A 19,903-nucleotide genomic window follows, 5' to 3' on the forward strand; every position below is an offset into this window, starting at 1 on the left:
AACCTCCCGGATCCGGCCGTTTATGACTAACGGCACATGTCACCTTTTCCGCGCCGTATCGTTGGCGCAGCAGATGAGGCCCACACTAGAGAGCACCCCTGTGACCCTGCCGAATTCGGAAGTCAGAGAGTCCCCCGCCAACCACCCTCTCGATGGGGCAAGCGTCCTGGTCACCGGCGGGACCGGCTCGTTCGGGAAGGCGTTCATCCGCCACGTACTCGACAACCTCAACCCGAGGCGCGTGATCATCTTCTCGCGCGACGAGCTGAAGCAGTACGAGTGCCGCCAGCTGTTCGGCGACGACCCGAGGCTGCGCTGGTTCATCGGCGACGTCCGCGATCGCGACCGACTGCACCGGGCGCTCCACGACGTCGACTACGTCGTCCACGCCGCGGCGCTCAAGCAGGTCGACACCGGGGAGTACAACCCCTTCGAGTTCATCAAGACCAACGTCCTGGGCTCCCAGAACGTCGTCGAGGCCTCCATCGACGCCGGCGTCAAGAAGGTGGTCGCCCTCTCGACGGACAAGGCCTCCTCGCCGATCAACCTCTACGGCGCGACCAAGCTGACCGCCGACAAGATCTTCATCCTCGGCAACAACTACGCCGCCTCCTACGACACCCGGTTCTCCGTGGTGCGCTACGGCAACGTGACCGGCTCGCGCGGGTCGATCATCCCGAAGTGGAAGGCGATGGCCGAGCGCGGCGAGCCGCTCGGGATCACCGACATGCGGTGCACCCGGTTCCTGATCACGCTGCCGCAGGCGGTGCAGATGGTGCTCGACACCTTCGAGCTCATGCAGGGCGGCGAGCTGCTCGTCCCGCACATCCCCTCCCACAAGGTCGTCGACCTGGCGAAGGCGGTCGCCCCCGACGCCACCTTCGTCGACATCGGCCTGCGCCCCGGCGAGAAGCTCCACGAGGAGATGATCAGCCCGGAGGAGGGCCGCCGCGCGGTCAGCATCCGCGACGGGAAGTACTACGTGATCGAGCCGGAGAACCCCCAGTGGGGCTACAAGCCGATCATGGACGCCGTGCCGGTCCCCGACGGCTTCCACTGCGCCTCGGACAAGAACGACATCTGGTACGACGCCGACGACCTCCGCGCGGTTCTGGAGTCGGGGATCTGAGCATGCTGCCCTACGGCCGCCAGTCGGTCTCCGAGGAAGACATCGAGGCAGTCACGGCGATCCTGCGTGGCGACTGGCTCACCACGGGGCCCACGGTCGCCGCGTTCGAGCAGGCGCTCTCCGACCTGGTCGGTGGGCACCGGGCGGTCTCGTGCACCTCTGGCACCGCTGCCCTCCACATCGCCTACGCCGCCGCCGGGGTGGGCCCCGGCGACGAGGTCGTCACCACGCCGATGACGTTCGTCGCGACCGCGTCGGGAGCCTCGCTGCTCGGCGCGAAGGTCGTCTTCGCCGACGTCGAGGAGGACACCGCCCTCATCGACCCGGCCGCGGTCGACGCGCTCGTGACCGACCGCACCAAGGTCGTCGCCGCGGTCGACTACGCAGGCCACCCGGCCGACTACGCCGCGCTGCAGCCGATCGCCGACCGGGTCGGCGCGCTGACCCTCGGCGACGCGGCCCACTCGATCGGCGGCTTCGCCGGCGGCCGCCCGGTCGGCGACCTGGCCGACCTGACCACGCTGTCGTTCTTCCCGACCAAGAACCTCACCACCGGCGAGGGCGGCGCGGTCGTCGCCAAGGACGCCGCCATCGCGCAGCGGGCCCACGAGTTCCACTTCGTGGGGCTGGTGCGTGACCCCGACCGGTTCCGGATCGAGGACGAGGGACCGTGGCACCAGGAGGTCCACGAGTTCGGGCTCAACTACCGGCTCACCGACCTGCAGTGCGCCTTCGGCCTCTCCCAGCTCGCCCGGCTGGCCGGGTTCAAGCAGCGGCGCGCGGAGATCACCGCCCGCTACAACAGCGCGCTCGCCGACGTCGACGGGCTGCGGCTGCCGGTCCAGCGTGAGGGCGTCGACCCGGCGTGGCACCTCTACCCGGTGCGGATCCTCGAGGACCGGCGGCGCGAGGTCTTCGAGAAGATGCGGGCAGCCGGCATCGGCGTACAGGTCAACTACATCCCGGTCTACTGGCACCCGGTCTACGCGGACCTGGGCTACCGGCGCGGGATGTGCCCGAACGCGGAGGCGTTCTACGCCGAGGAGATCTCCCTGCCGCTGTTCCCCGACCTGACCGACGACCAGGTCGACCAGGTCATCGAGACGCTGGTCGGAGTCCTGTGAAGACCGCGGTCATCACCCAGGCACGCATGACCAGCACCCGCCTCCCGGGCAAGGTGCTTCTCGAGGCGGCGGGTGTCACGATGCTCGAGCACCACCTCGCCCGGCTCACCGCGGCCGGACTCCCGGTGATCGTCGCGACGACGACCAACGTCGACGACGACCCGGTCGCCGTCCTGGCCGACAAGCTCGGTGCCGGGGTGGTCCGCGGCAGCGAGCACGACGTGCTGTCGCGCTTCGCGCTGGCGGTGCGGGAGTTCCAGCCCGATGTCGTCGTCCGGGTGACCAGCGACTGCCCCTTGATCGACGGCGAGGTCGTACGCCGCGGCATCGACGCCTGGGTCGCCGCCGGCGATCCCGCGCTCTATGCCAGCAACGCCCTGGAGCGCACCTACCCACGGGGGCTCGACTTCGAGGTCTTCTCCGCGGCGGCGCTGCTGGAGGCCGACAGGCTCGCGACCGAGACGCCGCACCGCGAGCACGTCACCCCGTGGCTCTACACCGACAGCACCCGGCCCAAGCTCAACCTGCCGTGGGAACGGGATGCCTCGGCGTACCGGATCACTCTGGACACCCCGGAGGACCTCCGGCTCCTGCAGATCCTCATCGAGGACCACGACGCCCACCGTCTCGACACCCGTGGTCTCGTCGCCCTCCTGGAGGACCGTCCCGAGCTGGTCGCGATCAATGCTCAGATCGAGCAGAAGAAGCTCGGCCAATAAGCCCCTGCCGGTAATATTCGGGCAAGGCGGGACGTCGCGCCGCTCTCCATCCCAGCAGCGACATTTGGAGAGCTACATGCAGAAGACTCTGATCGTCCATTCCGGCACCTTCAAGACCGGGAGCACGGCGATCCAGACCTTCCTTGCCCGCGCAAGCCGCGAGGGGAAGCTCCCGGGCGAGGTGGCCTATCCCACGATCGGCCGGGGCACGCACAGCGTCCAGCACCAGAACCTCTACTCCCAGCTCCTCGGCGAGGTCCTCTTCTCGCCCGCCCTCGGCACCTGGGAGCAGCTCGTCGAGTCGATCGCCTCGGGCAGCGCCGAGACCACGGTGATCTCGTGCGAGTCGTTCTCGCTGCTCAAGCCCGAGCACATCAGCGCGATCGGCGACTACGCGCGCCAGGCGGGCGCGAAGGTCATGTGGGTCCACTACGTCCGCGACCAGGCGACCTTCTACAACGCCTTCTACGTCGAGCGGCTGATGGTGATGAGACCCGAGCACGCCGAGCTGGTCGACCTCCCCTTCGAGGACTTCCGCGAGTGGTCGCCGCTCGACATGAGCTTCCTCCACTACGGGCAGTTCGCGGACACCATCACCAGCGCCATCCCGGACGTCGACCTCCGCCTGCGCCCCTTCGTCCGCAAGGAGCTCCGCGACGGGAACGCCGTGGCCGACTTCCTCAGCACGTGCGAGCTCCCGATCCAGGGCACCGGGGCCACCTCGACCAACGTCGGGTCCGGCTGGCGGACCGTCGAGACCGCGCGCCACCTGGCCCCGATCGTGGCGGCGGCACCGATGCGGGGCCGGCTCCGAGGCGTCGACTCCTGGAAGGCCACCCGGCTGCGGTGGATCCAGATCCTCCGTGGCGAGTTCGTCACCAGGGCCACCCAGCTCGGCTGGAACGACACCAGCGCGGTCTACATGACCCCCGAGTTCCGCCAGGAGCTCCTCGACGACTATCGCGAGGACAACCTCCTCATCGGCAAGCTCGGCGGCTTCTCCTTCACCGACATGATCGAGAACAGCACCTTCCCCGACTACAACATCGGCGACTACGCCGATATCCCGGGCGACGAGGTGATGCAGGTCGTGAAGCTGGTCATGCAGGGTCTGCACACGATCCCGGAGGAGATCCAGCAGGAGGTCGAGGACGCGCGCGCCCGTCGCAGGGAAGCGGAGGCCCAGCGGGGGCGGCTCCGTCGCCTCCTGCGCCGGTGACCGAGGCGTGATCGATCAGCGCAGGTCGAACACGGAGTACAGCCCGCGCTTGAAGCGCGGCTGACCAAGCTCGCGGCGCAGGCCCGGCAGGTCGGCCCGATAGCGACGGTCGACGACGATCCAGTCGACCCCGTGCTCGTCGCGCAGCGTGGCGATCGTGGCCGGTGACGGGTGTGTGATCGCGGCATCGTTGGCCTCGAGCAGCTGCGGGTCCCAGAACGGCAGGTACGCCGAGTTGTTGAGGTCCGTGGACGGCAGCCCGACCACGAGCGGATCGATGTAGGCCCAGCCCTCCACCAGGACCCGGCGCTCGGCGTACGCCGCGATCCAGAAGTTCCGGCGGTCGCAGTCGGGCACGGGCAGCCCGATGCAGTGGGCGTTGGTCGCGATCAGGGCGTCCGGGTGCGAGCGGTCACGGACGAACCGGGCGGCGGCGACTCCACCCGGGCCGATGATGTCGGTGGCGGCACCTCGGGGAACCGAGTCGCCAGCCACCGCGAGAGCGACGGTCTGCGGAGCGCCGGCGACCACGACGCCCAGCATCAACGCTGCGACGGCCGGGAGCGCAGCGATCGCCGAGCGCCTGGCGTAGACGAGCACGATGACGACGGCGACGGCGAGCACCAACAGCCCGACGACGAGCTGGGTCAGCAACGTCGAGGTGAAGACCGAGCCGGTCGCCGGCATGTCATCGCCCACCAACAGTCTCGCCGCCACGAGCGCGAGCCAGCCGAGCGCCGCGCAGCCGACGATCCGGACGCCATCGCGCCACGACATGACGCCGGGGTTGATGTCCGACAGCGCGACAGCCGTCGCGACGGCGAAGAACCCGCTGGCTCCCAGGAGGAAGTAGGCCTGGCTCAGCGCCGGATGGCTCAGGACCATGAACGCGCCGGCACCGGCGGCCCACGGGCCGGCCAGGAACACGAACTCGGGCCGTCGCCAGCCGCCGCGCACCAAGCCGACGATCACCGGCACTGTGACCAGGACGAACCCGATGGTGAAGCAGATCCAGATCGTCACCGGCGCGGAGGCGGGGAGGATCTCGCCCTCCGGCAGCATCAGGATTCCCAACCGCTGGACGGTGCTCCCGTTCAGGTCGATGCCAGTCGCCCGGGTGCCGCCGCCGTAGAACACCTGCTGCGCGACCAGGAAGACGCCGACGGCCGAGCCGAGCAGAGCGCCCAGGGTGAGAACCGTCTGCTTGCGGCGCAGCACAGCCGAGATCACGAGTGCCAGGAGCAGGCCCGCGATGATCGTCGGCAGGGCGGACGACTTCGCCCCGGCCACAGCGATCATGACGACGATCATCAGCGGCCACACCTGCCATCGCCGCTGCTCGCCCCGGATCACCTCGACGACCAGCACCATCAGGACCATCTGGAGCGGCATCACGAACGCGTGCGTCGGACTGTTGAACATGCGGACGACGGAGTCGAAGCCCAGCTGCGCAGGACTGACCAGGCTCGTCCAGCCGAAGAAGTCCGGGGTCGCTCCCATGATGAGGACGAGCGCAGCGACGAAGCCGGGCCATGCCCGTCCGGTGAGACGTGTGGCCGCTGCGTACGCTCCGGCGACCGCGAGCACGACCAGCAGTGCCGTCGACAGGCTGCGCAGGAGCACGACGAGCTCGAGGTGGGTGACCGTCGCCGCCGACGCGAGGTGCACGTAGACCAGCCAGTGGTAGAAGAGCGGGGTGCCGTCCACCCACGGCATCTGGGCCGGAAAGTGGTGCAGCAGGTCGCCGGCGATCGCGAGGTGGAAGGGCTCGTCGACGTAGGGCGACCGCACCGCGTCGATCGGCCGGTGGGACCACACCCGCTTCGCGACCAGCAGGAGCTGTACGCACACCACCGCCGCGCCGGCCCACGACCACAGACTCGCCCGACCGATCACCACGGGCGCGATCCGCCGGCGCCGCCAGACGACGACCGTCACACCGACGAGCACCGCGACCGGGTAGGCGTAGATCAGCTGGGTGAGATCGAAGAGCCGCAGCAGAAGATAGAGCGGCAGCTCGAGGACGAGCCCGAGGATGGTGCCGAGCACCAGGTCGTTGCCGATCGTCGGTCCCGGTCTCGCGACCGCACGCCACACCACGGTCCCTGGGAAGGTGAGGAACGCCAGGACGTACCCGGTGAAGAGCAGCGCGCCACCGAGGTCGACTCCCGCGACACGAATCGCGAGGACGAGCGTCACGCCCACGACCAGCGCGCCCGGGAGGAGTCCCGACCAGGAACCACCGGAGATCGAGAACATGCGGTCCGAGGAAGGCTTCGCGGCAGGCGCGACGCCCACGGTTGCCGGGTCTGCAGTCACCCGGGAGATCATGCCAACAAAACGCCTACACGGAGTACACCGAAGGCCCTCCGAATGCGCTATTTTCCTAGCAATGTCCCCCACCCACACCGTCTCCGTCGTCATCCCGGTCTACCGCGGTGCCGAGACGCTTCCGGACGTGGTGAGCGAGGTCGTCGACCTCGCTGAACCGTTCGTCACCCCGAACGGGCACCAGGGACGCATCACCGAGATCCTCCTGGTCCACGACCACGGCCCGGACACGTCCGATGTCGCCATGCGCCAGCTCGCCGAGAAGTACGACATCGTTCGCCCGATCTGGCTGAGCCGCAACTTCGGGCAGCACGCCGCGACCCTCGCCGGCCTGGCGTCGTCGGGATCTGACTGGATCGTCACGATGGACGAGGACGGCCAGCACGACCCGGCCCACATCCTGCCGATGCTCGACACCGCGCTCCGGGAGCGGGCCGCCCTCGTCTACGCCCGCCCCACCAACGCGGCACCCCACGGCCCGCTGCGCAACCTGACCTCGCGCGGCTCGAAGGTGGTCGTCGACCGTCTCATGCCCGGCGGGAGCGCCCGGCAGTTCAACAGCTTCCGGCTGATCCTGGGCGAGTACGGCCGCAGCGTGTCCGCCTACGCCGCCAACGGGGTCTACCTCGACGTCGCGCTGAGCTGGGTGATCTCGGACGTGGCGACGTGCCCGGTGGAGCTGCGCGAGGAGGGCGAGCGGCCCTCCGGCTACAACTACCGCTCCCTGATGTCGCACTTCTGGCGGATGGTGCTCACCGGCGGCACCCGTCTGCTGCGGGCGGTCAGCATCTGCGGCGCCCTGCTCGCCGCCTCCGGCATCGTGCTCGCGGTCGTGCTGGTCGTCGCTCGCCTCGCCGGCGGAGTCCCGGTGCAGGGCTGGACCTCGTTGATGGCGGCCGTCCTGGTCTGCTCCGGCGCCATCATGCTCACCCTCGGAGTGATCGCCGAATACCTCGGTGTCTCCGTCAACATGGCCATGGGCAAGCCGCTCTACGTCATCGTCAGCGACCCCGCGAACGGCCCGCTTCGCGACGACCCCGCGCCCGGCCGCCCGGAGTGAGCGACACCCCGCGCCCCGGCAGACCGCCCACGCTCGTGGTCGGTGGTGGTGGCCTGCTCGGCCGCCACGTACGGACCGCGTTCGAGCGCAGCGGGGCGTCCGTGCGGACCGTCAGCGTGCCCTGGCACGACCCGGTCGCCGCCCGCGCCGTGCTGCGATCCGAGCTCACGTCCTTCGTCGACTCCTCGCCGGACGACCGTCTCAACATCGCCTGGTGCGCCGGTGCGGGCGTCGTGGCCACCCCGGCGGACGAGCTCGAGGCCGAGGTGGCGCTCTTCCGCGACGTGCTCGCCGACCTGCGGCCGGCGCTCCGGCCCACCACCCGGCTTGCCTTCTTCTTCGCCTCCTCCGCCGGCGGCGTCTACGCCGGCTCGGCCGATCCCCCCTTCACCGAGCTCTCCGAGCCTCGGCCGCTGGTGGCGTACGGCAGGGCCAAGCTGGCCATGGAGGAGTCCCTGACCGCGTTCTGCGCCGAGACCGGGTCCGTGGCGCTCCTCGGCCGGATCACCAACCTCTACGGGCCCGGCCAGAAGCTCTCCAAGCCCCAGGGCCTCGTCTCTCAGCTGTGCCTGGCGCAGCTGCGTGGCACGCCGCTGCCGGTCTGGGTCTCGTTCGACACAATCCGGGACTATCTCTATGTCGGCGACTGCGCCGAGATGATCGTCGACGCTCTCGACGGGCTCCACGAGCACGTCGAGCGTGCCGGATCGAACGCCGTCGTCAAGATCTTGGCCACCGGCACCGGGGTGACCCTCTCGGCCGTCATCGGAGAGACCAACCGGGTCTTCCGACGACGGGCGAGGCTGCGTATCCCGGGAGCCGGCTCGCCCGGCCAGGCACGCGACCTGCGCGTCCGCAGCGTCGTGTGGCCGGAGCTCGACCGACGGACGCAGACGCCCTTCTCGGTCGGCGTGCGTCGCATCGCCGATGAGATCGGGCTGGCCTACGCTGCTGGTACCTCCGCACTTCCGACCCACGTGAGCGAGATCTCCATCCGATGACCGAAACGGGCATGCTGCTGGGCGCCAGGACCGGCGGCTCTCCCTCGATCGCCCAGAGCGACTACTGGTGGTACCGGGCGCGCACCCGCATCCTCGAGACCGTCATGAAGCCGTACGTCGGGGCACCACGCCGCCTCCTCGACGTCGGCAGCGCCGACGGACCGAGCGTCACCTGGCTGCGGGGCACCGCCGAGCACCACGTCTCGCTGGACGTCGACCCGCGTGGCCTGGCCGACGGCGGGGTGTGCGGCTCCGCGACCGGGCTCCCCTTCGCGGACGGCTCCTTCGACGTGGTCGCGGCCTTCGACGTCATCGAGCACTGCGATCCCGAGGCCACAGCCCTGGCCGAGATCGAGCGGGTTCTCGCCCCCGGCGGCCGCCTCCTCATGTCCGTGCCTGCCTACACCTGGGCCTGGACGGGCCACGACGACCTCAATCACCACTATCGGCGCTACACCCGGCGGCGGGCGGTGGAAGCGGTCAGGGCGGCCGGGCTCTCGCCCGTCCGTGCGACGTACGGCTTCGCGGGCACGTTTCCGATGTTCGCCGCGCAACGCCTGGTCACGCGGTTCAAGGAGCGCGGTCCGGCCGGTGCCCAGCAGCTCGCCGACGGCGGCGTCGCACCGCTCCCCGAGGTCTCACCTGCGGTCGAGAAGGTGCTGCTCGGCGCCACGCGCATCGACGAGCGCCTGTTGACCCGGCTCGACCTGCCGTTCGGCTCCTCGGTGCTGCTGGTCGCGGTCAAGACCGATCGAACCCGTTCGCTAGTTCTCGGAGACTGAGACTTGGACACGAGCAATCACTGGTATGGACACGCCCACATCCTCTCGGAGTACTGCGGCCTCTCCTTCGAGGAGCCCCGCACGATCTGGGGCGTGCTCCAGCACGGCTGGAACCTGCTGCACGGGTTCGGCCCGGGCCACGAGCCGCCCTACGGCTTCCCCAAGTTCGTCTGGTCCCACGCGAACCTGCGCCGGGGCCAGTCGGTCGGCTGGCGTGACTATGCCGTGATCGGTGCTCCGTGGAACTACCTGCTCGAGCTCAAGAAGGAGGTCGAGCCCGTTCCCGCGGCCGATGAGCGCGAGGGCACGATCTTCTACCCGTTCCACACCTGGGACCACGGCCAGGTCAGCGGCGATCACGACCGTCTGATCGCGGAGATCCGGGACACCGAGGACGGCCCGGTGACCGTGTGCCTCTACTGGATCGAATACGACATGCCCGAGATCCGGCGCCGCTACGAGGACGCCGGCTTCCGGGTCATCTGCCACGGCAAGCGAGGCACGTTGCGCCAGGGCACGGACATCCGCTTCCTGCACAAGCAGTACGCCGAGCAGATCCGCCACCGTCGGGTCGCCTCCAACCGCCTGACCACGGCGATCTTCTACGGCGCGTCGGTCGGTGCCGAGGTCGCGGTCTACGGCGACCCGATGGTCTTCGCCGACGTCAGGGACGCCAGCGTCCGGGACGGGAACGAGCAGGCCAAGCGGCTGTTCCCCGAGTTCCACGGGGTAGAGACCGACGCAGAGGAAGTACGCGCCACCACCGTGCGCGAGCTCGGGCTGGATGCCATGGCGTCGCCTGCTGAGCTGCGCGCGCTCTTCGGATGGGAGATCACTGGATGAACGACACCGCCACGCCTTCGAAGGTCGCCGCCTACGGCGTCGTCTCCGGGGACATGTACGACTGGTCCGACATGAGCGGCGCCCGTGCCCTCCCCCGCGGACCGGTTCTGACCCGATTCGCCGTGGCGACGGCGACCGGTGCCTCCCATCTGCTCGTCGTCGGCCCGCACGACCTCGACCTGCTCGACGCGGTCGTCGACCGAGCGGCGAAGACGACCGTCGTCCTCCGCACGCATGCCGATGCGGAGCTCGTGTCCGAGCGCTACGCCGGCAGGTCTGTCGACGTCGTCTGCGGTGATCTGCGTGCCTGGACCCCCGACCAGCCGGTCGACGCCGTGCTCGCGCTGGACGGGTTCGGACGGGTCGCGACGATCGACGCCACCCCGGCGGACTGGCATGCGATCTCCGAGCACCTCCCCGGCCTCACGACCCGCGACTCCCGTCTGGCGGTGGTCGTCCCCAACCCCGGATCTCCGCTCGCCCAGCTCCGGACCGTCACCCCGGAAGCCTCCAACGAGGATGCCGACTGGTCGTTCCCGATCCATGACCGGGCGAACCCGCGAAGCCTCGCGGAGGCGAGCGCACGGTTCGGGGGGCTCGGCTACACGCTGTGGCCCGACATCGGTGCTCCCACCTTGGCCGCGGCTCCCGAAGCCTGTTCGACGGCGCTCGCCATCGCCCACGGCCGGCCCTCCGACACCCCGACGCTGCGCGAGGTCCAGCCTGCGCTGGGCCACGCGCTGGACACCGTGGGAGCCGCGGCGGCCGCCGGCGGTTGGCTGGTCACGCGGGGCCTCGAGACGATCCCGTCCGTCGTCGGTGTCGACCGGACCGGCGAGGAGACGTCCTGGGCCGCTGCCGATCGGTCCTGGCTGGTCGAAGCCATGCGCGACTCGGCACGCCGGGACGCGTCGGGTCTTCGCCGTCACGTACACCAGCTGCGCGACGCGGTGGCCGGCGCGCCCGAGCGATGGTGCGGTCTCCAGGTCGACGAGATCGGCCTCGACGCCGACCACGTCGTGCCCATCCACGAGTCGGCGGTGAAGCTCGGCGAGTCGGCCGACGAGATCCTCCTGGGACTGCTGGACGAGCTTGCTGCGTACCTGTGCGCCGCGGGGTGGCGTCACCCCTGGCCCGCCGGTCGCGGCCGGGACGAGCTCACCGTCCTGCTCGCGGCGACCATCGACATGGCGGTGACCCCCGCCGAGGTTCGCCAGGTACGTCGGCAGCGAGAGTCCTCGCTCTCGTCGACCGGCATGACGCCCGTGGTCGCAGATCGGCAGACGCCGCAGGGCGCCGATCCGAGCGAGCTGCGGAAGCTGATGGACGAGAACGAGGCGCTGCGTGGTCAGGTGACCTGGTTCAAGCAGCAGATGCGTCAGCGTCAGACGATGACCCACGAGGTCCGCACAGCAGCCCGACGCGATGTCGCGGCACTGAACAGTCGCATCAAGGAGCTGGAGGACCAGCTGGGCGCCCTGCGGGCGACACCCGCCAACCGGGTCGCCAAGCGAGCCTCAGCCGTCCCCGGGCGGGCCCGCACCCGCCTCGGACGCATCCCCGGAGCCCGGCGCGCGGCGCGTCTGCTCAGGAGGGTTCGCGGCGCGATCCGGCGGGTGGCCAGGCGGTAGCGGCGCTCAACCGGTCACGCGTCAGCAGGCGGGGCCGGCGTGAGCCGCAGGTGGATCTCGTCCGACCACCCGAACTCGAGCTTCGCCGCCTCGGCGGCGAGGGGCTGAGGCACGCGTTCGGACAGCTCACGGGCCACGACGATCGGCTTGTGCTCGCGGCCGTCGAGCAGCGACCATCGCGACGTCTCGCCGGCACCGTGATCGACCGCGGTGGCCCGCAACGTACCGATCGGCACGGTGATCAGGAAGACCCCGTCCCGGTCGGTCACGTCCAGGGAGACGTCGAGGGGTCTCTCCGGGGTCGGCCAGGTCCGCAGCAGGGCGCCGGTGGACTCCAGCCGAGGACCGTCGGGGCCGCGCAGGACCAGATCCTCACCCTGCCACCAGGCGTCATGGACGACAGGACGGTCGGCGGTCGCGGTGATGACGAAGGAACCGTTCGGGTCGCGGGTGGCGTTCACCGCGCGCCCCTTCATCAGAGACCGGGAGCCGAGGAAGTCCGGGTGCACCGGTAGCTGAGACGTACGTCCCTTCCGGACCAGCTTCACCCGGGTCGGCACGATCTCCTCCATGGGCATGTCCAGTCCGGACTTCTCGAGAACGGCCTCGACGGGCACGGTCAGCCGCCACGGGGTGATGCCGCGGTCGCCCCGCTCGCCGATCGTCAACGGGTGGGTCACCACCGAGCCGCTGCGGTCGGTCAGCGTCAGCTCCGCGTGCTCGGGAGCAGCGCCTCGGAACGCGCCGCGGATCTCGATCTCGTCACCGAGGTCCGTGGTGTGGTCCACCCACGCGTCCGGAAGGTCACGAACGGTGACCCCGAATCCCCCGGGGAGGCGTCCCGGACGGCACCAGCGGTTGCCGATGCGCCGCCAGCCCTGCCACCGCTCGCGTCCGTCACCCGAGGTCGTCACCTGGATCACGTCTCGGACATCGCGGTTGCGGATGCTGATCATCAGCCGCCACTGGCGATCGCCTGCGAGCCGAGAAGGATCGATGCTCAGCTCCAGCGTGGACCTGTCCACCTGGCCGAACGGGATCGCGCGCGGCCGCGCGACGTGCTCGACCGGGATCTTGGTGCCGGCGGGGCTCTCCAGCCACACCTTGAAGCGCGTCCGCGGCGCGAGCGGGAGAGTGTTGATACCGATGTTGACGCGAGCAACGACCCGGGAGCCGCTCCACCAGGCCTCGGTCGCCACCGCCTTGGCCTTCATGTACGCCGGGGCCAGGCGGAACACCGAGTCGGGGACGCCGACCGCAGCGTCCTCGAAGGACGGGAGCTTCGCGTACCAGCCGTCCCGACGACGGGCCAGCGGCGCCTGGGTGCCGTTCTCGGCCCGATAGCGGGTCAACGAGGTCAGCGCGTCACGCTGACGACGCTTCAGCAGGTCGAACACCAGCCGCTCGAACGGTCCCTGCCGGTTGAGGATCGCGTCGTCGATGTGGGCCAGGTAGCGCTCGGCGAGGTCGAAGATGCGCGCGGACTCGACGGCCGGGTGGTCTTCGATCGACCGGGCGAGCACCTGGACGTCCGTCGCGGTCAGATGCGACTTCACCAGGTCTGCCAGGTAGGGCGCGTGCTCGTCGACCATCTCGAACAGCATCTCGGCCGAACGTACGCGATCACCGAGGTTGTCGAGGTTCCAGTGGCTCTGCGTGATCGAGGCCTCGCCACCGTCGCGGTGCCGCCAGTAGTAGACCGGGTCGGCGAGAACGTCGACCTGCCGGGCGCGGATGTGCGCTGCCAGGGCGACCGGGTAGTCCTCGTAGAGCATGTCCGGGTAGCTGAGGCCGGCCGAGTCCCAGAAGTCGCGCCGGTAGACCTTGTTCCAGATGTAGCGGTCGATGCCCAGGATGTGGGTGCGGCTGCAGTGGGTCGCGATCCGGGTGGTGACGAACGGTCGGCGGTGGGACCACGACTGCCAGACCGACACCGAGTCGAAGCGGCGGGCATTGCCGGCCACGAAGTCGGAGCCCGATCGCGCCAACGTGTCCGTCATCAGCTGGTAGGCGTACTCCGGCACGTAGTCGTCGGCGTCCACGAAGGCGAGCAGGTCGCCACTGCTGTTCTCGACGCCGATGTTGCGCGCGACACCGACACCGACCTTCGCCGAACTGACCACCCGGAACCGGGGATCGCTCGAGGCGAACCGATCCGCGATCTCCGCGGATCCATCGGTGGACGCGTCGTCGACCATGACCACCTCGAAGTCCGAGAAGGTCTGGCTGCGAAGCGACTCCAAGCAGGCCTGGAAGTAGGGCTCGACGTTGTGGAACGGGATGACGATGCTCAGCGCAGCCCGCGACGCGCTCTCAGCCAACGCGGTTACCGTCCTCGAGCCGTCGCAGCCGCTCCTCGAAACGCGTGGCAGCGGTGATGCGGGCCCGGATCTGCTCCTGCTGACGCTGGATCTCGGCCCAGACCGCGGCGGTGTCGGCGTTGCCGCCCGCCTCGGCGCCCGTCGCGACGTTGCCCCGCTCGACGGCGTCGCGCAGCGTCTCCAGGCGCGCCTCGAGGGCCGCGACCTGCGGGCTGACCCGAGCGAGCTCGCGCTCGAGGTCGGCGATGCGGACCCGCTGCCGGTCCGTGATCGCACGGAGCTCCTCGATGACGGCCAGAACTTTCTCCGCGTCGGCGGCGGACCGGACCTTTCTGATCACCTCGCCGCGCAGTCGGTTCAACGCCATAGAGACACCCGTTCCTCCTTGAGCCAGTCAGACATCACCCGCGCCTCTGCCTCGATCCGATGCTCCGGACCGACCGGCGAAGTGCCGCCGACCTGGTAGGTCCACTCCCTCTGCCCGGGGTTGTCGACGAACGAGAACCCCGACAGCCGGATCTCCGACTCCGGGAACAGGTTGACCGCCAGCCATGCGGCGGTGAACCCCGTGGTCGGGGCGAGCTTCTCGGTGCGCCAAGGGATGTCGAGCTCATCGCCGATGCGAGGGAGCACCTCGGCATTGGGGATCGGCACGAAACCCAGATCGGGAGGCCAGGACATCGGCCACACCTCGGGACGGCCGTGGAAGCGCATCGGCTCGGCGAGGAGGTAGAGGCGCTCGCGGTAGCGGTCGAAGGTGAACCGGGTCGTGCGGGTGATCCGGTTCCAGATCACCACATCCGCCCGCGACCCCTGGGCGCGCGGTGCGCCGGGCACGTCCAGCACGAAGCTGTTGACCCGGATGACCAGGTCGGAGTCGTCGATCGCCTGCGCCCGGTCGTCGCTGGGGCCCAGAGGGGCATTCCCGAGCACGGCGACCGAGGCCACCGGCGCTCTCCTGGCGTACGTCGTCATCAGGTCACGCAGGTGGTCGAGGCCATCAGTGATCGTGACTGCCCTTTCGGCGATCAACGTCACCGGCTTCCCCTTTCGACGACCTTTGTCGCAGCATCACCAGAGATCGAGGGGACGCGACAGGCGCGTTACCCGTTCCAGGAAATCATAACGAGCCAGGGGCCCTGCAGTTACCCACCGGAGTACCTGATCGAGCGTCACGGCGCATATCCAGGCGTGCGGAAGCAGACCACGGTGACGACTGTTGAAATCCCGTCACCGTTCGTACATCTGCGCGTCGATCAGGGGTCAGGCGGACTGGGCGCCGGTCCAGCTCGTACGCTCGGCCTCCAGCTCGGCACGCACGGCGTCCAACTCCGACTCGAGCTCGGCGACCCGGATCGCCGCCTCGGCGGCATCGGCCTCGACCGCCTGGAGGCGGGCCTCGAGCTGCTCGCCGCGCAGCTCGGCCTGGGCGGCCCGGCGGGCCTCCTCGCCACGGCGGCGGACGGCCTCGGCGGCGCGCTGGTGAGCTGCGGCCAGGGCGGCCTCGAGCTCCTCGACGGCCTGGACACGGTCGGCGAGCTTGGCGTCCATGTGCTCGCGGAACTCGGCGTTCTCCTCGGCCCGCTTCTCGGACTCGACGCGGAAGGCCTGGGCCTGCTCGGCGCGGTCGCGCGCCCAGTCGCGGCGGGTCTGGAGCAGCTCGGAGTGGGTGATCTTGGTTGCGGCAGCGCCGAGGGCGAGCCCGAGAACGGCAGCGAGCACGACAACCAGCCAGGACCCGGAGGCCACCGCAGCGGTGATCGTGATGGCGGCCAGCGCCAGCAGGGCTACAGCAACCGTCAGGCGTGTGCTGCGCTGACGCCTGCGTGTGACTGAAGTTGCGGATGGGGAAGGCATGCTTCCACGGTACGGCTAGTTTTCATCCGGTTTGCGGACCCGGCACGCGTGTTCGAGGAGTCGCGCGGCGATGACGATCGCGATCCCGGCCACGGCCGCCAGGGCCGAACGCACCAGTCGCTCACCTGCGGCCGTGTTGGCGTCGTAGCCCAGCCAGCTCACCGCGTAGCCCAGATAGCCGCCGGCGAGAAGGGCGCCGACCAGGGTGCATGCACGGGCGAGCACCAGCCGGTTGACCGCCTGATGAGCCTCGATGCGCTCGCCACGTACCTGCAGCTGACGGTGGGTGACCCAGGCGGTGACGCCCAGCGCTCCGGCGATCAGCAGCAGCACCAGCGGCTGCGCCCAGGTGATGACCGGGGCCACCCCCCGCCAGCTCTCCCAGACCGGGTGGGCCAGCCAGCCGCCGACGATCCCGATGATCGCCCACGCCGTGATCGCTCCACCCGACATCGGGCGGAGCCGGCGCTCATCGTCGGCGCGATCCTTCTCAGGACCCTCGTCGGGGTCCTCGGGTGCTGTGTTCAGATCCGGCTCAGAGCTCGAGGACGAGGTCGTCGCGGCGGGTGATGCCGGTCTGGTCCGACTTCTCCAGCAGCTCGGAGATCGGACCAACGCCCGGGAGGTCCGCACTCGGCTCCAGGTCGAGCCACGGCTTGAGCACGAAGGCGCGCTGGTGCGCACGCGGGTGCGGCAGCGTCAGCGACTCCTCCTCGATGATCTTGTCGCCGACCGAGATGACGTCGATGTCGAGCGTGCGCGGCTCGTTGAAGATGCCGCTGCGCGAGCGGCCGTAGGCGTCCTCGATGGTGAGCGCACGGTCGAGCAGGCGCGTCGGGGTGAGGGTGGTGTCGGCGAGGACGATCGCGTTGAGGTACAGCTCGGCATCCTCCGGCGAGTCGACCGGCTCGGTCTCGTAGACCGGCGAGATCGTGGTCACCCAGACGTCCGGGGTCTCGGCGAGCGTGTTCAACGCGTCCTGCAGATTTGCCAACCGGTCCCCGAGATTGGAGCCCAGAGACAGCACCGCCCGCCGGATCGGCCGCATCTCCCCGGTGAGCGTGTCGGCGTCGATGATGTACGGGTTGGGTACCTCTGTCACGTGCTCTGCCTCCGGGTGATCGTCAGGGTGACGTCTTTGAACGTCGCTTCGATAGGCGCCCCCGGTTTGTGAACCGTAACACGTACCCAAAATACGCGGATGTCTGCAAGGCAAATGTCCGCGATCCGCTGGGCAAGCGTTTCGATGAGGTCCACCGGGTCGCGCTCAACATTGGTTTTGACCGCCATTGCGAGACTTCCGTAATCCACGGTGTCTTGCAAGTCGTCCGTCGCCGCGGCCTTGCGGGAGTCGGTGCCGATGACCAGGTCGATGATGAACTTCTGCCCCTCACGGCGCTCGAAATCGAACACTCCGTGGTGGCCGAAGCACTCCAGGCCGAGAATCTGAATTTCGTCCGCAGGTTCTGCGATGTTCATCGAATCGTCTCCAATTTACTTGCCGCCGCGAGGGCGTCCTTGGCGGCACGGACGTCATGTACACGTGTGGCCCAGACACCACGTTGCGCGAGAAAGACGGTGATCGCATCGTGGGCACTCTCGCGCTCGGTCACCGGACGCAGCGTGCCGTCGGGGGCGGCCAGCAGGCGGCCGAGGAACGTCTTGCGGCTGGCCCCGATGAGCACCGGGAAGCCGAGCTTGTGGAACTCCTCCACACCCGCCAGCAGCCGCCAGTTGTCATCGGCCGTCTTGGAGAAGCCGAGCCCCGGGTCGATCACGATCTTGTCGTCGTAGATCCCCGCAGCTCGCGCCGCCTCGATCCGCTGCTCCAGCTCCTTCTTGACCGTGGCGACCACGCCGTCGGCGTAGACGAGATGATCCTGGTTCTGCATCTCGGTCGAGTGCGCGCGCCAGTGCATGATGACGTACGTCGCGCCATGATCGGCCGCGACCTTCAGGATCCCCGGGTCGGCCAGACCGCCCGAGACGTCGTTGATGATCCTGGCTCCAGCCTTGAGGGCAGCCTCCGCGACCTCGGGGCGCATCGTGTCGACCGAGAGCCTCGCCCCTTCCTGGGCCAGCGTCTCGATGACGGGCACCACGCGGGCCAGCTCGTCGGCCACCAGCGGTCTGGTCGCCCCCGGCCGGGTCGACTCGCCGCCGATGTCGAGCAAGTCCGCCCCTTGTTCCAGGAGCATGTGTCCATGAGCCACCGCATCATCGGTCGCCAAGAACCGTCCGCCGTCGCTGAACGAGTCGGGCGTAACGTTGACGATCCCCATGACCTGCACGCTCCGACCCTATCCGGCCGCCTGGGAGGGTGGGACTCGACCATGGCGGCCGCCCCAGGAGGCATCGTGGCCAAGATTCTGATCCGCTCAGCGAGGGACCCGTTCGACGTGATCGAGGCGGACGACCCGCGCGCGTGGGGCATCGGTTTCTATGGCACGAACGTCGGCAACCTCCTCTTCGCCGACTCCACCCACCGGCTCCTCAGCGTGCCCGGAACCGAGATCGTCGCCAACCGGTTCGCCCATGAGCGACGGGCCTTCACTGCCGATGAGGTCGCCGCGACCAACGACGAGTACGACCACTTCGTGGTGCCCCTGGCCAACGCCCTCAGGCCGGAGTTCACCCGGCCGCTGACCCGCCTGACCGCCTTCATCGAGCAGCTCTCCATCCCGACCACCATCGTCGGCATCGGTGCGCAGCTCTCCCTCGAAGAGCTCGACACTCCTCCCGGCGACGAGCTCGCGGCTCTGCACCGGCGATTCATGAACAGCGTCCTCGAACGGTCCTCCAAGGTCGGCGTGCGCGGTGAGATCACCGCCGAATACCTGCGCCGGCTCGGCTACGGCGACGAGCACGTCGAGATCATCGGTTGCCCGTCGATCTACCTCAACGGCCCGGAGCTCACCGTCCGCGACGAACGCTCCATCCCGATCGCCGACGACGACCCGGTGGCCGTCTCGATGAGCCCGCTCACCTCGCCCTGGTTCGAGACGTACGTCGATGCCTTCGCCGATCGGCACCCGCGCATGACGTACGTCGGCCAGACCCACCACGACTTCGCGATGCTCCAGTGGGGACGGCACCGTCAGCCCGAGATGGGGATCGACCGGGACCACCGGCTCTACTTCGAGGACCGGACCCGGATGTTCCTCGACGCCGGATCCTGGATGCGGTTCCTGGCGACCCAGCGGTTCGCCTTCGGCACCCGCATCCACGGCAACGTCGCCGCGGTGCTCGCCGGCACCCCGGCCATGGTCATCGCCCACGACTCCCGGGTGCTGGAGCTGTGCGACTACCACGGTCTGCCCTACACGATGCTCGACTCCATACTCGACTCATCCAGGGCGAAGACCACGGTCGACGAGCTCTACCAGGCAGCCGACTACACCGCCTTCCACAACCGCCTGGACGAGGGCTGGAAGCGACTGACCGCGTTCCTCGACGACGCCGGCCTGGCGAACGTCTCACAGCCCGGCCAGACGAGCGCGGCGTACGACGCCGAGCTCGCCGCGCTCGAGCCGGCGGCACCTGTCGTCACGCTCCGCGGGTCGGGCGATGACGCCCTGCGGCGCATCGAGGATCGGATCCACGCCCTCAAGATCGCCTCCGAGCACGCCGAGGTCTCCACGAAGCGCCGGGAGAAGGAGCTGGAGAAGAAGCTCGCCGCGTCGGCGAAGAGCCACGGCAAGCGGATCGCGGCGCTCGAGGCGACCACGCGCAAGCAGCAGACCCGGATCGAACGGCAAGCCGGCCGCCTGGGCCGCCAGCGGGCCCTGATCCAGGAGCTGCGCACGGACCTCGCTCGTCACCAGGAACGGGCGGGCCTGCGCGGCTTCGTCCGGCGGCTTCGCCGCCGGCTGGGTCGCTAGTGCTC

The 19,903-nt window shown here is 69.4% G+C and carries 19 protein-coding genes; 10 read left to right on the forward strand and 9 right to left on the reverse strand.

Annotated features, from left to right (window positions below):
* Positions 1-100 precede the first annotated feature (100 nt).
* The 4 genes from pseB (at position 101) to ACIA03_RS04045 (ending at position 4,191) form a co-directional block, all read left to right on the forward strand.
* Entirely contained in the window at positions 101-1,129 is a 1,029-nt protein-coding gene (gene pseB, locus ACIA03_RS04030) for a UDP-N-acetylglucosamine 4,6-dehydratase (inverting) (RefSeq protein ID WP_396979477.1), read from the forward strand.
* Positions 1,130-1,131: 2 nt separating this feature from the next.
* Positions 1,132-2,253: a UDP-4-amino-4,6-dideoxy-N-acetyl-beta-L-altrosamine transaminase gene (pseC, locus tag ACIA03_RS04035; RefSeq protein WP_396979479.1), complete on the forward strand. Its 1,122-nt coding sequence runs from the start codon at positions 1,132-1,134 to the stop codon at positions 2,251-2,253.
* Positions 2,250-2,972 carry a cytidylyltransferase domain-containing protein gene (locus tag ACIA03_RS04040; protein WP_396979481.1) on the forward strand — a complete coding sequence of 241 codons (723 nt, stop codon included), beginning with the start codon at positions 2,250-2,252 and terminating at the stop codon, positions 2,970-2,972. The genes pseC and ACIA03_RS04040 overlap by 4 nt, the downstream gene beginning before the upstream one ends.
* Positions 2,973-3,048: 76 nt before the next feature.
* On the forward strand, positions 3,049-4,191 hold the full coding sequence (locus ACIA03_RS04045) for a hypothetical protein (RefSeq protein ID WP_396979483.1): 1,143 nt from the start codon (positions 3,049-3,051) through the stop codon (positions 4,189-4,191).
* A 15-nt stretch (positions 4,192-4,206) separates the two neighbouring features.
* On the opposite strand, the gene ACIA03_RS04050 is transcribed toward ACIA03_RS04045, so the two are convergent.
* Positions 4,207-6,510 (reverse strand): hypothetical protein, encoded by a 2,304-nt coding sequence (locus tag ACIA03_RS04050; protein WP_396979485.1) that lies wholly within the window; start codon positions 6,508-6,510, stop codon positions 4,207-4,209.
* Positions 6,511-6,583: 73 nt separating this feature from the next.
* Between ACIA03_RS04050 and ACIA03_RS04055 the strand changes: the two genes are divergently transcribed.
* The 5 genes from ACIA03_RS04055 to ACIA03_RS04075 are packed head-to-tail and all read left to right on the forward strand — an operon-like array spanning position 6,584 to position 11,839.
* Positions 6,584-7,582: a glycosyltransferase gene (locus ACIA03_RS04055; RefSeq protein WP_396979487.1), complete on the forward strand. Its 999-nt coding sequence runs from the start codon at positions 6,584-6,586 to the stop codon at positions 7,580-7,582.
* Positions 7,579-8,583 (forward strand): NAD-dependent epimerase/dehydratase family protein, encoded by a 1,005-nt coding sequence (locus ACIA03_RS04060; RefSeq protein WP_396979489.1) that lies wholly within the window; start codon positions 7,579-7,581, stop codon positions 8,581-8,583. The genes ACIA03_RS04055 and ACIA03_RS04060 overlap by 4 nt, the downstream gene beginning before the upstream one ends.
* Complete coding sequence (locus tag ACIA03_RS04065; protein ID WP_396979491.1) at positions 8,580-9,365, forward strand: class I SAM-dependent methyltransferase; 786 nt, start codon at positions 8,580-8,582, stop codon at positions 9,363-9,365. The genes ACIA03_RS04060 and ACIA03_RS04065 overlap by 4 nt, the downstream gene beginning before the upstream one ends.
* 3 nt (positions 9,366-9,368) lie before the next feature.
* The gene (locus ACIA03_RS04070) at positions 9,369-10,208 is read left to right on the forward strand and encodes a hypothetical protein (RefSeq protein ID WP_396979493.1); all 840 of its coding nucleotides are present in this window, start codon (positions 9,369-9,371) and stop codon (positions 10,206-10,208) included.
* Positions 10,205-11,839, forward strand: a complete 1,635-nt coding sequence (locus ACIA03_RS04075) for a hypothetical protein (protein ID WP_396979495.1) — start codon at positions 10,205-10,207, stop codon at positions 11,837-11,839. The genes ACIA03_RS04070 and ACIA03_RS04075 overlap by 4 nt, the downstream gene beginning before the upstream one ends.
* Before the next feature lie 14 nt (positions 11,840-11,853).
* On the opposite strand, the gene ACIA03_RS04080 is transcribed toward ACIA03_RS04075, so the two are convergent.
* The 8 genes from ACIA03_RS04080 to folP all read right to left on the reverse strand — a co-directional run bounded on the left by ACIA03_RS04080 (position 11,854) and on the right by folP (position 18,299).
* Positions 11,854-14,160, reverse strand: a complete 2,307-nt coding sequence (locus tag ACIA03_RS04080; protein WP_396979497.1) for a glycosyltransferase — start codon at positions 14,158-14,160, stop codon at positions 11,854-11,856.
* Complete coding sequence (locus ACIA03_RS04085) at positions 14,153-14,527, reverse strand: hypothetical protein (protein WP_396979499.1); 375 nt, start codon at positions 14,525-14,527, stop codon at positions 14,153-14,155. The genes ACIA03_RS04080 and ACIA03_RS04085 overlap by 8 nt, the downstream gene beginning before the upstream one ends.
* On the reverse strand, positions 14,518-15,198 hold the full coding sequence (locus ACIA03_RS04090; RefSeq protein ID WP_396979500.1) for a hypothetical protein: 681 nt from the start codon (positions 15,196-15,198) through the stop codon (positions 14,518-14,520). Before ACIA03_RS04090 ends, ACIA03_RS04085 begins: the two co-directional genes overlap by 10 nt.
* A 225-nt stretch (positions 15,199-15,423) precedes the next feature.
* Positions 15,424-16,017, reverse strand: coding sequence for a hypothetical protein (locus ACIA03_RS04095; RefSeq protein ID WP_141796021.1), 594 nt, complete (start codon positions 16,015-16,017; stop codon positions 15,424-15,426).
* A gap of 15 nt (positions 16,018-16,032) precedes the next feature.
* The gene (locus ACIA03_RS04100) at positions 16,033-16,470 is read right to left on the reverse strand and encodes a DUF3180 domain-containing protein (protein WP_396979502.1); all 438 of its coding nucleotides are present in this window, start codon (positions 16,468-16,470) and stop codon (positions 16,033-16,035) included.
* Between the two features lie 82 nt (positions 16,471-16,552).
* Entirely contained in the window at positions 16,553-17,119 is a 567-nt protein-coding gene (gene folK / locus ACIA03_RS04105) for a 2-amino-4-hydroxy-6-hydroxymethyldihydropteridine diphosphokinase (protein WP_396979504.1), read from the reverse strand.
* Positions 17,116-17,496, reverse strand: a complete 381-nt coding sequence (gene folB / locus ACIA03_RS04110; RefSeq protein WP_396979506.1) for a dihydroneopterin aldolase — start codon at positions 17,494-17,496, stop codon at positions 17,116-17,118. Before folB ends, folK begins: the two co-directional genes overlap by 4 nt.
* Positions 17,493-18,299, reverse strand: coding sequence for a dihydropteroate synthase (gene folP / locus ACIA03_RS04115; protein ID WP_396979508.1), 807 nt, complete (start codon positions 18,297-18,299; stop codon positions 17,493-17,495). Before folP ends, folB begins: the two co-directional genes overlap by 4 nt.
* A gap of 75 nt (positions 18,300-18,374) precedes the next feature.
* On the opposite strand from folP, the gene ACIA03_RS04120 reads away from it, so the two are divergent.
* A complete protein-coding gene (locus ACIA03_RS04120; RefSeq protein WP_396979509.1) occupies positions 18,375-19,898 on the forward strand; it encodes a polysaccharide pyruvyl transferase family protein in 1,524 nt (507 codons plus the stop codon).
* Positions 19,899-19,903 lie beyond the last annotated feature (5 nt).

This window comes from Nocardioides sp. NPDC051685 (assembly GCF_044453405.1).
Classification (GTDB): Bacteria; Actinomycetota; Actinomycetes; order Propionibacteriales; family Nocardioidaceae; genus Nocardioides.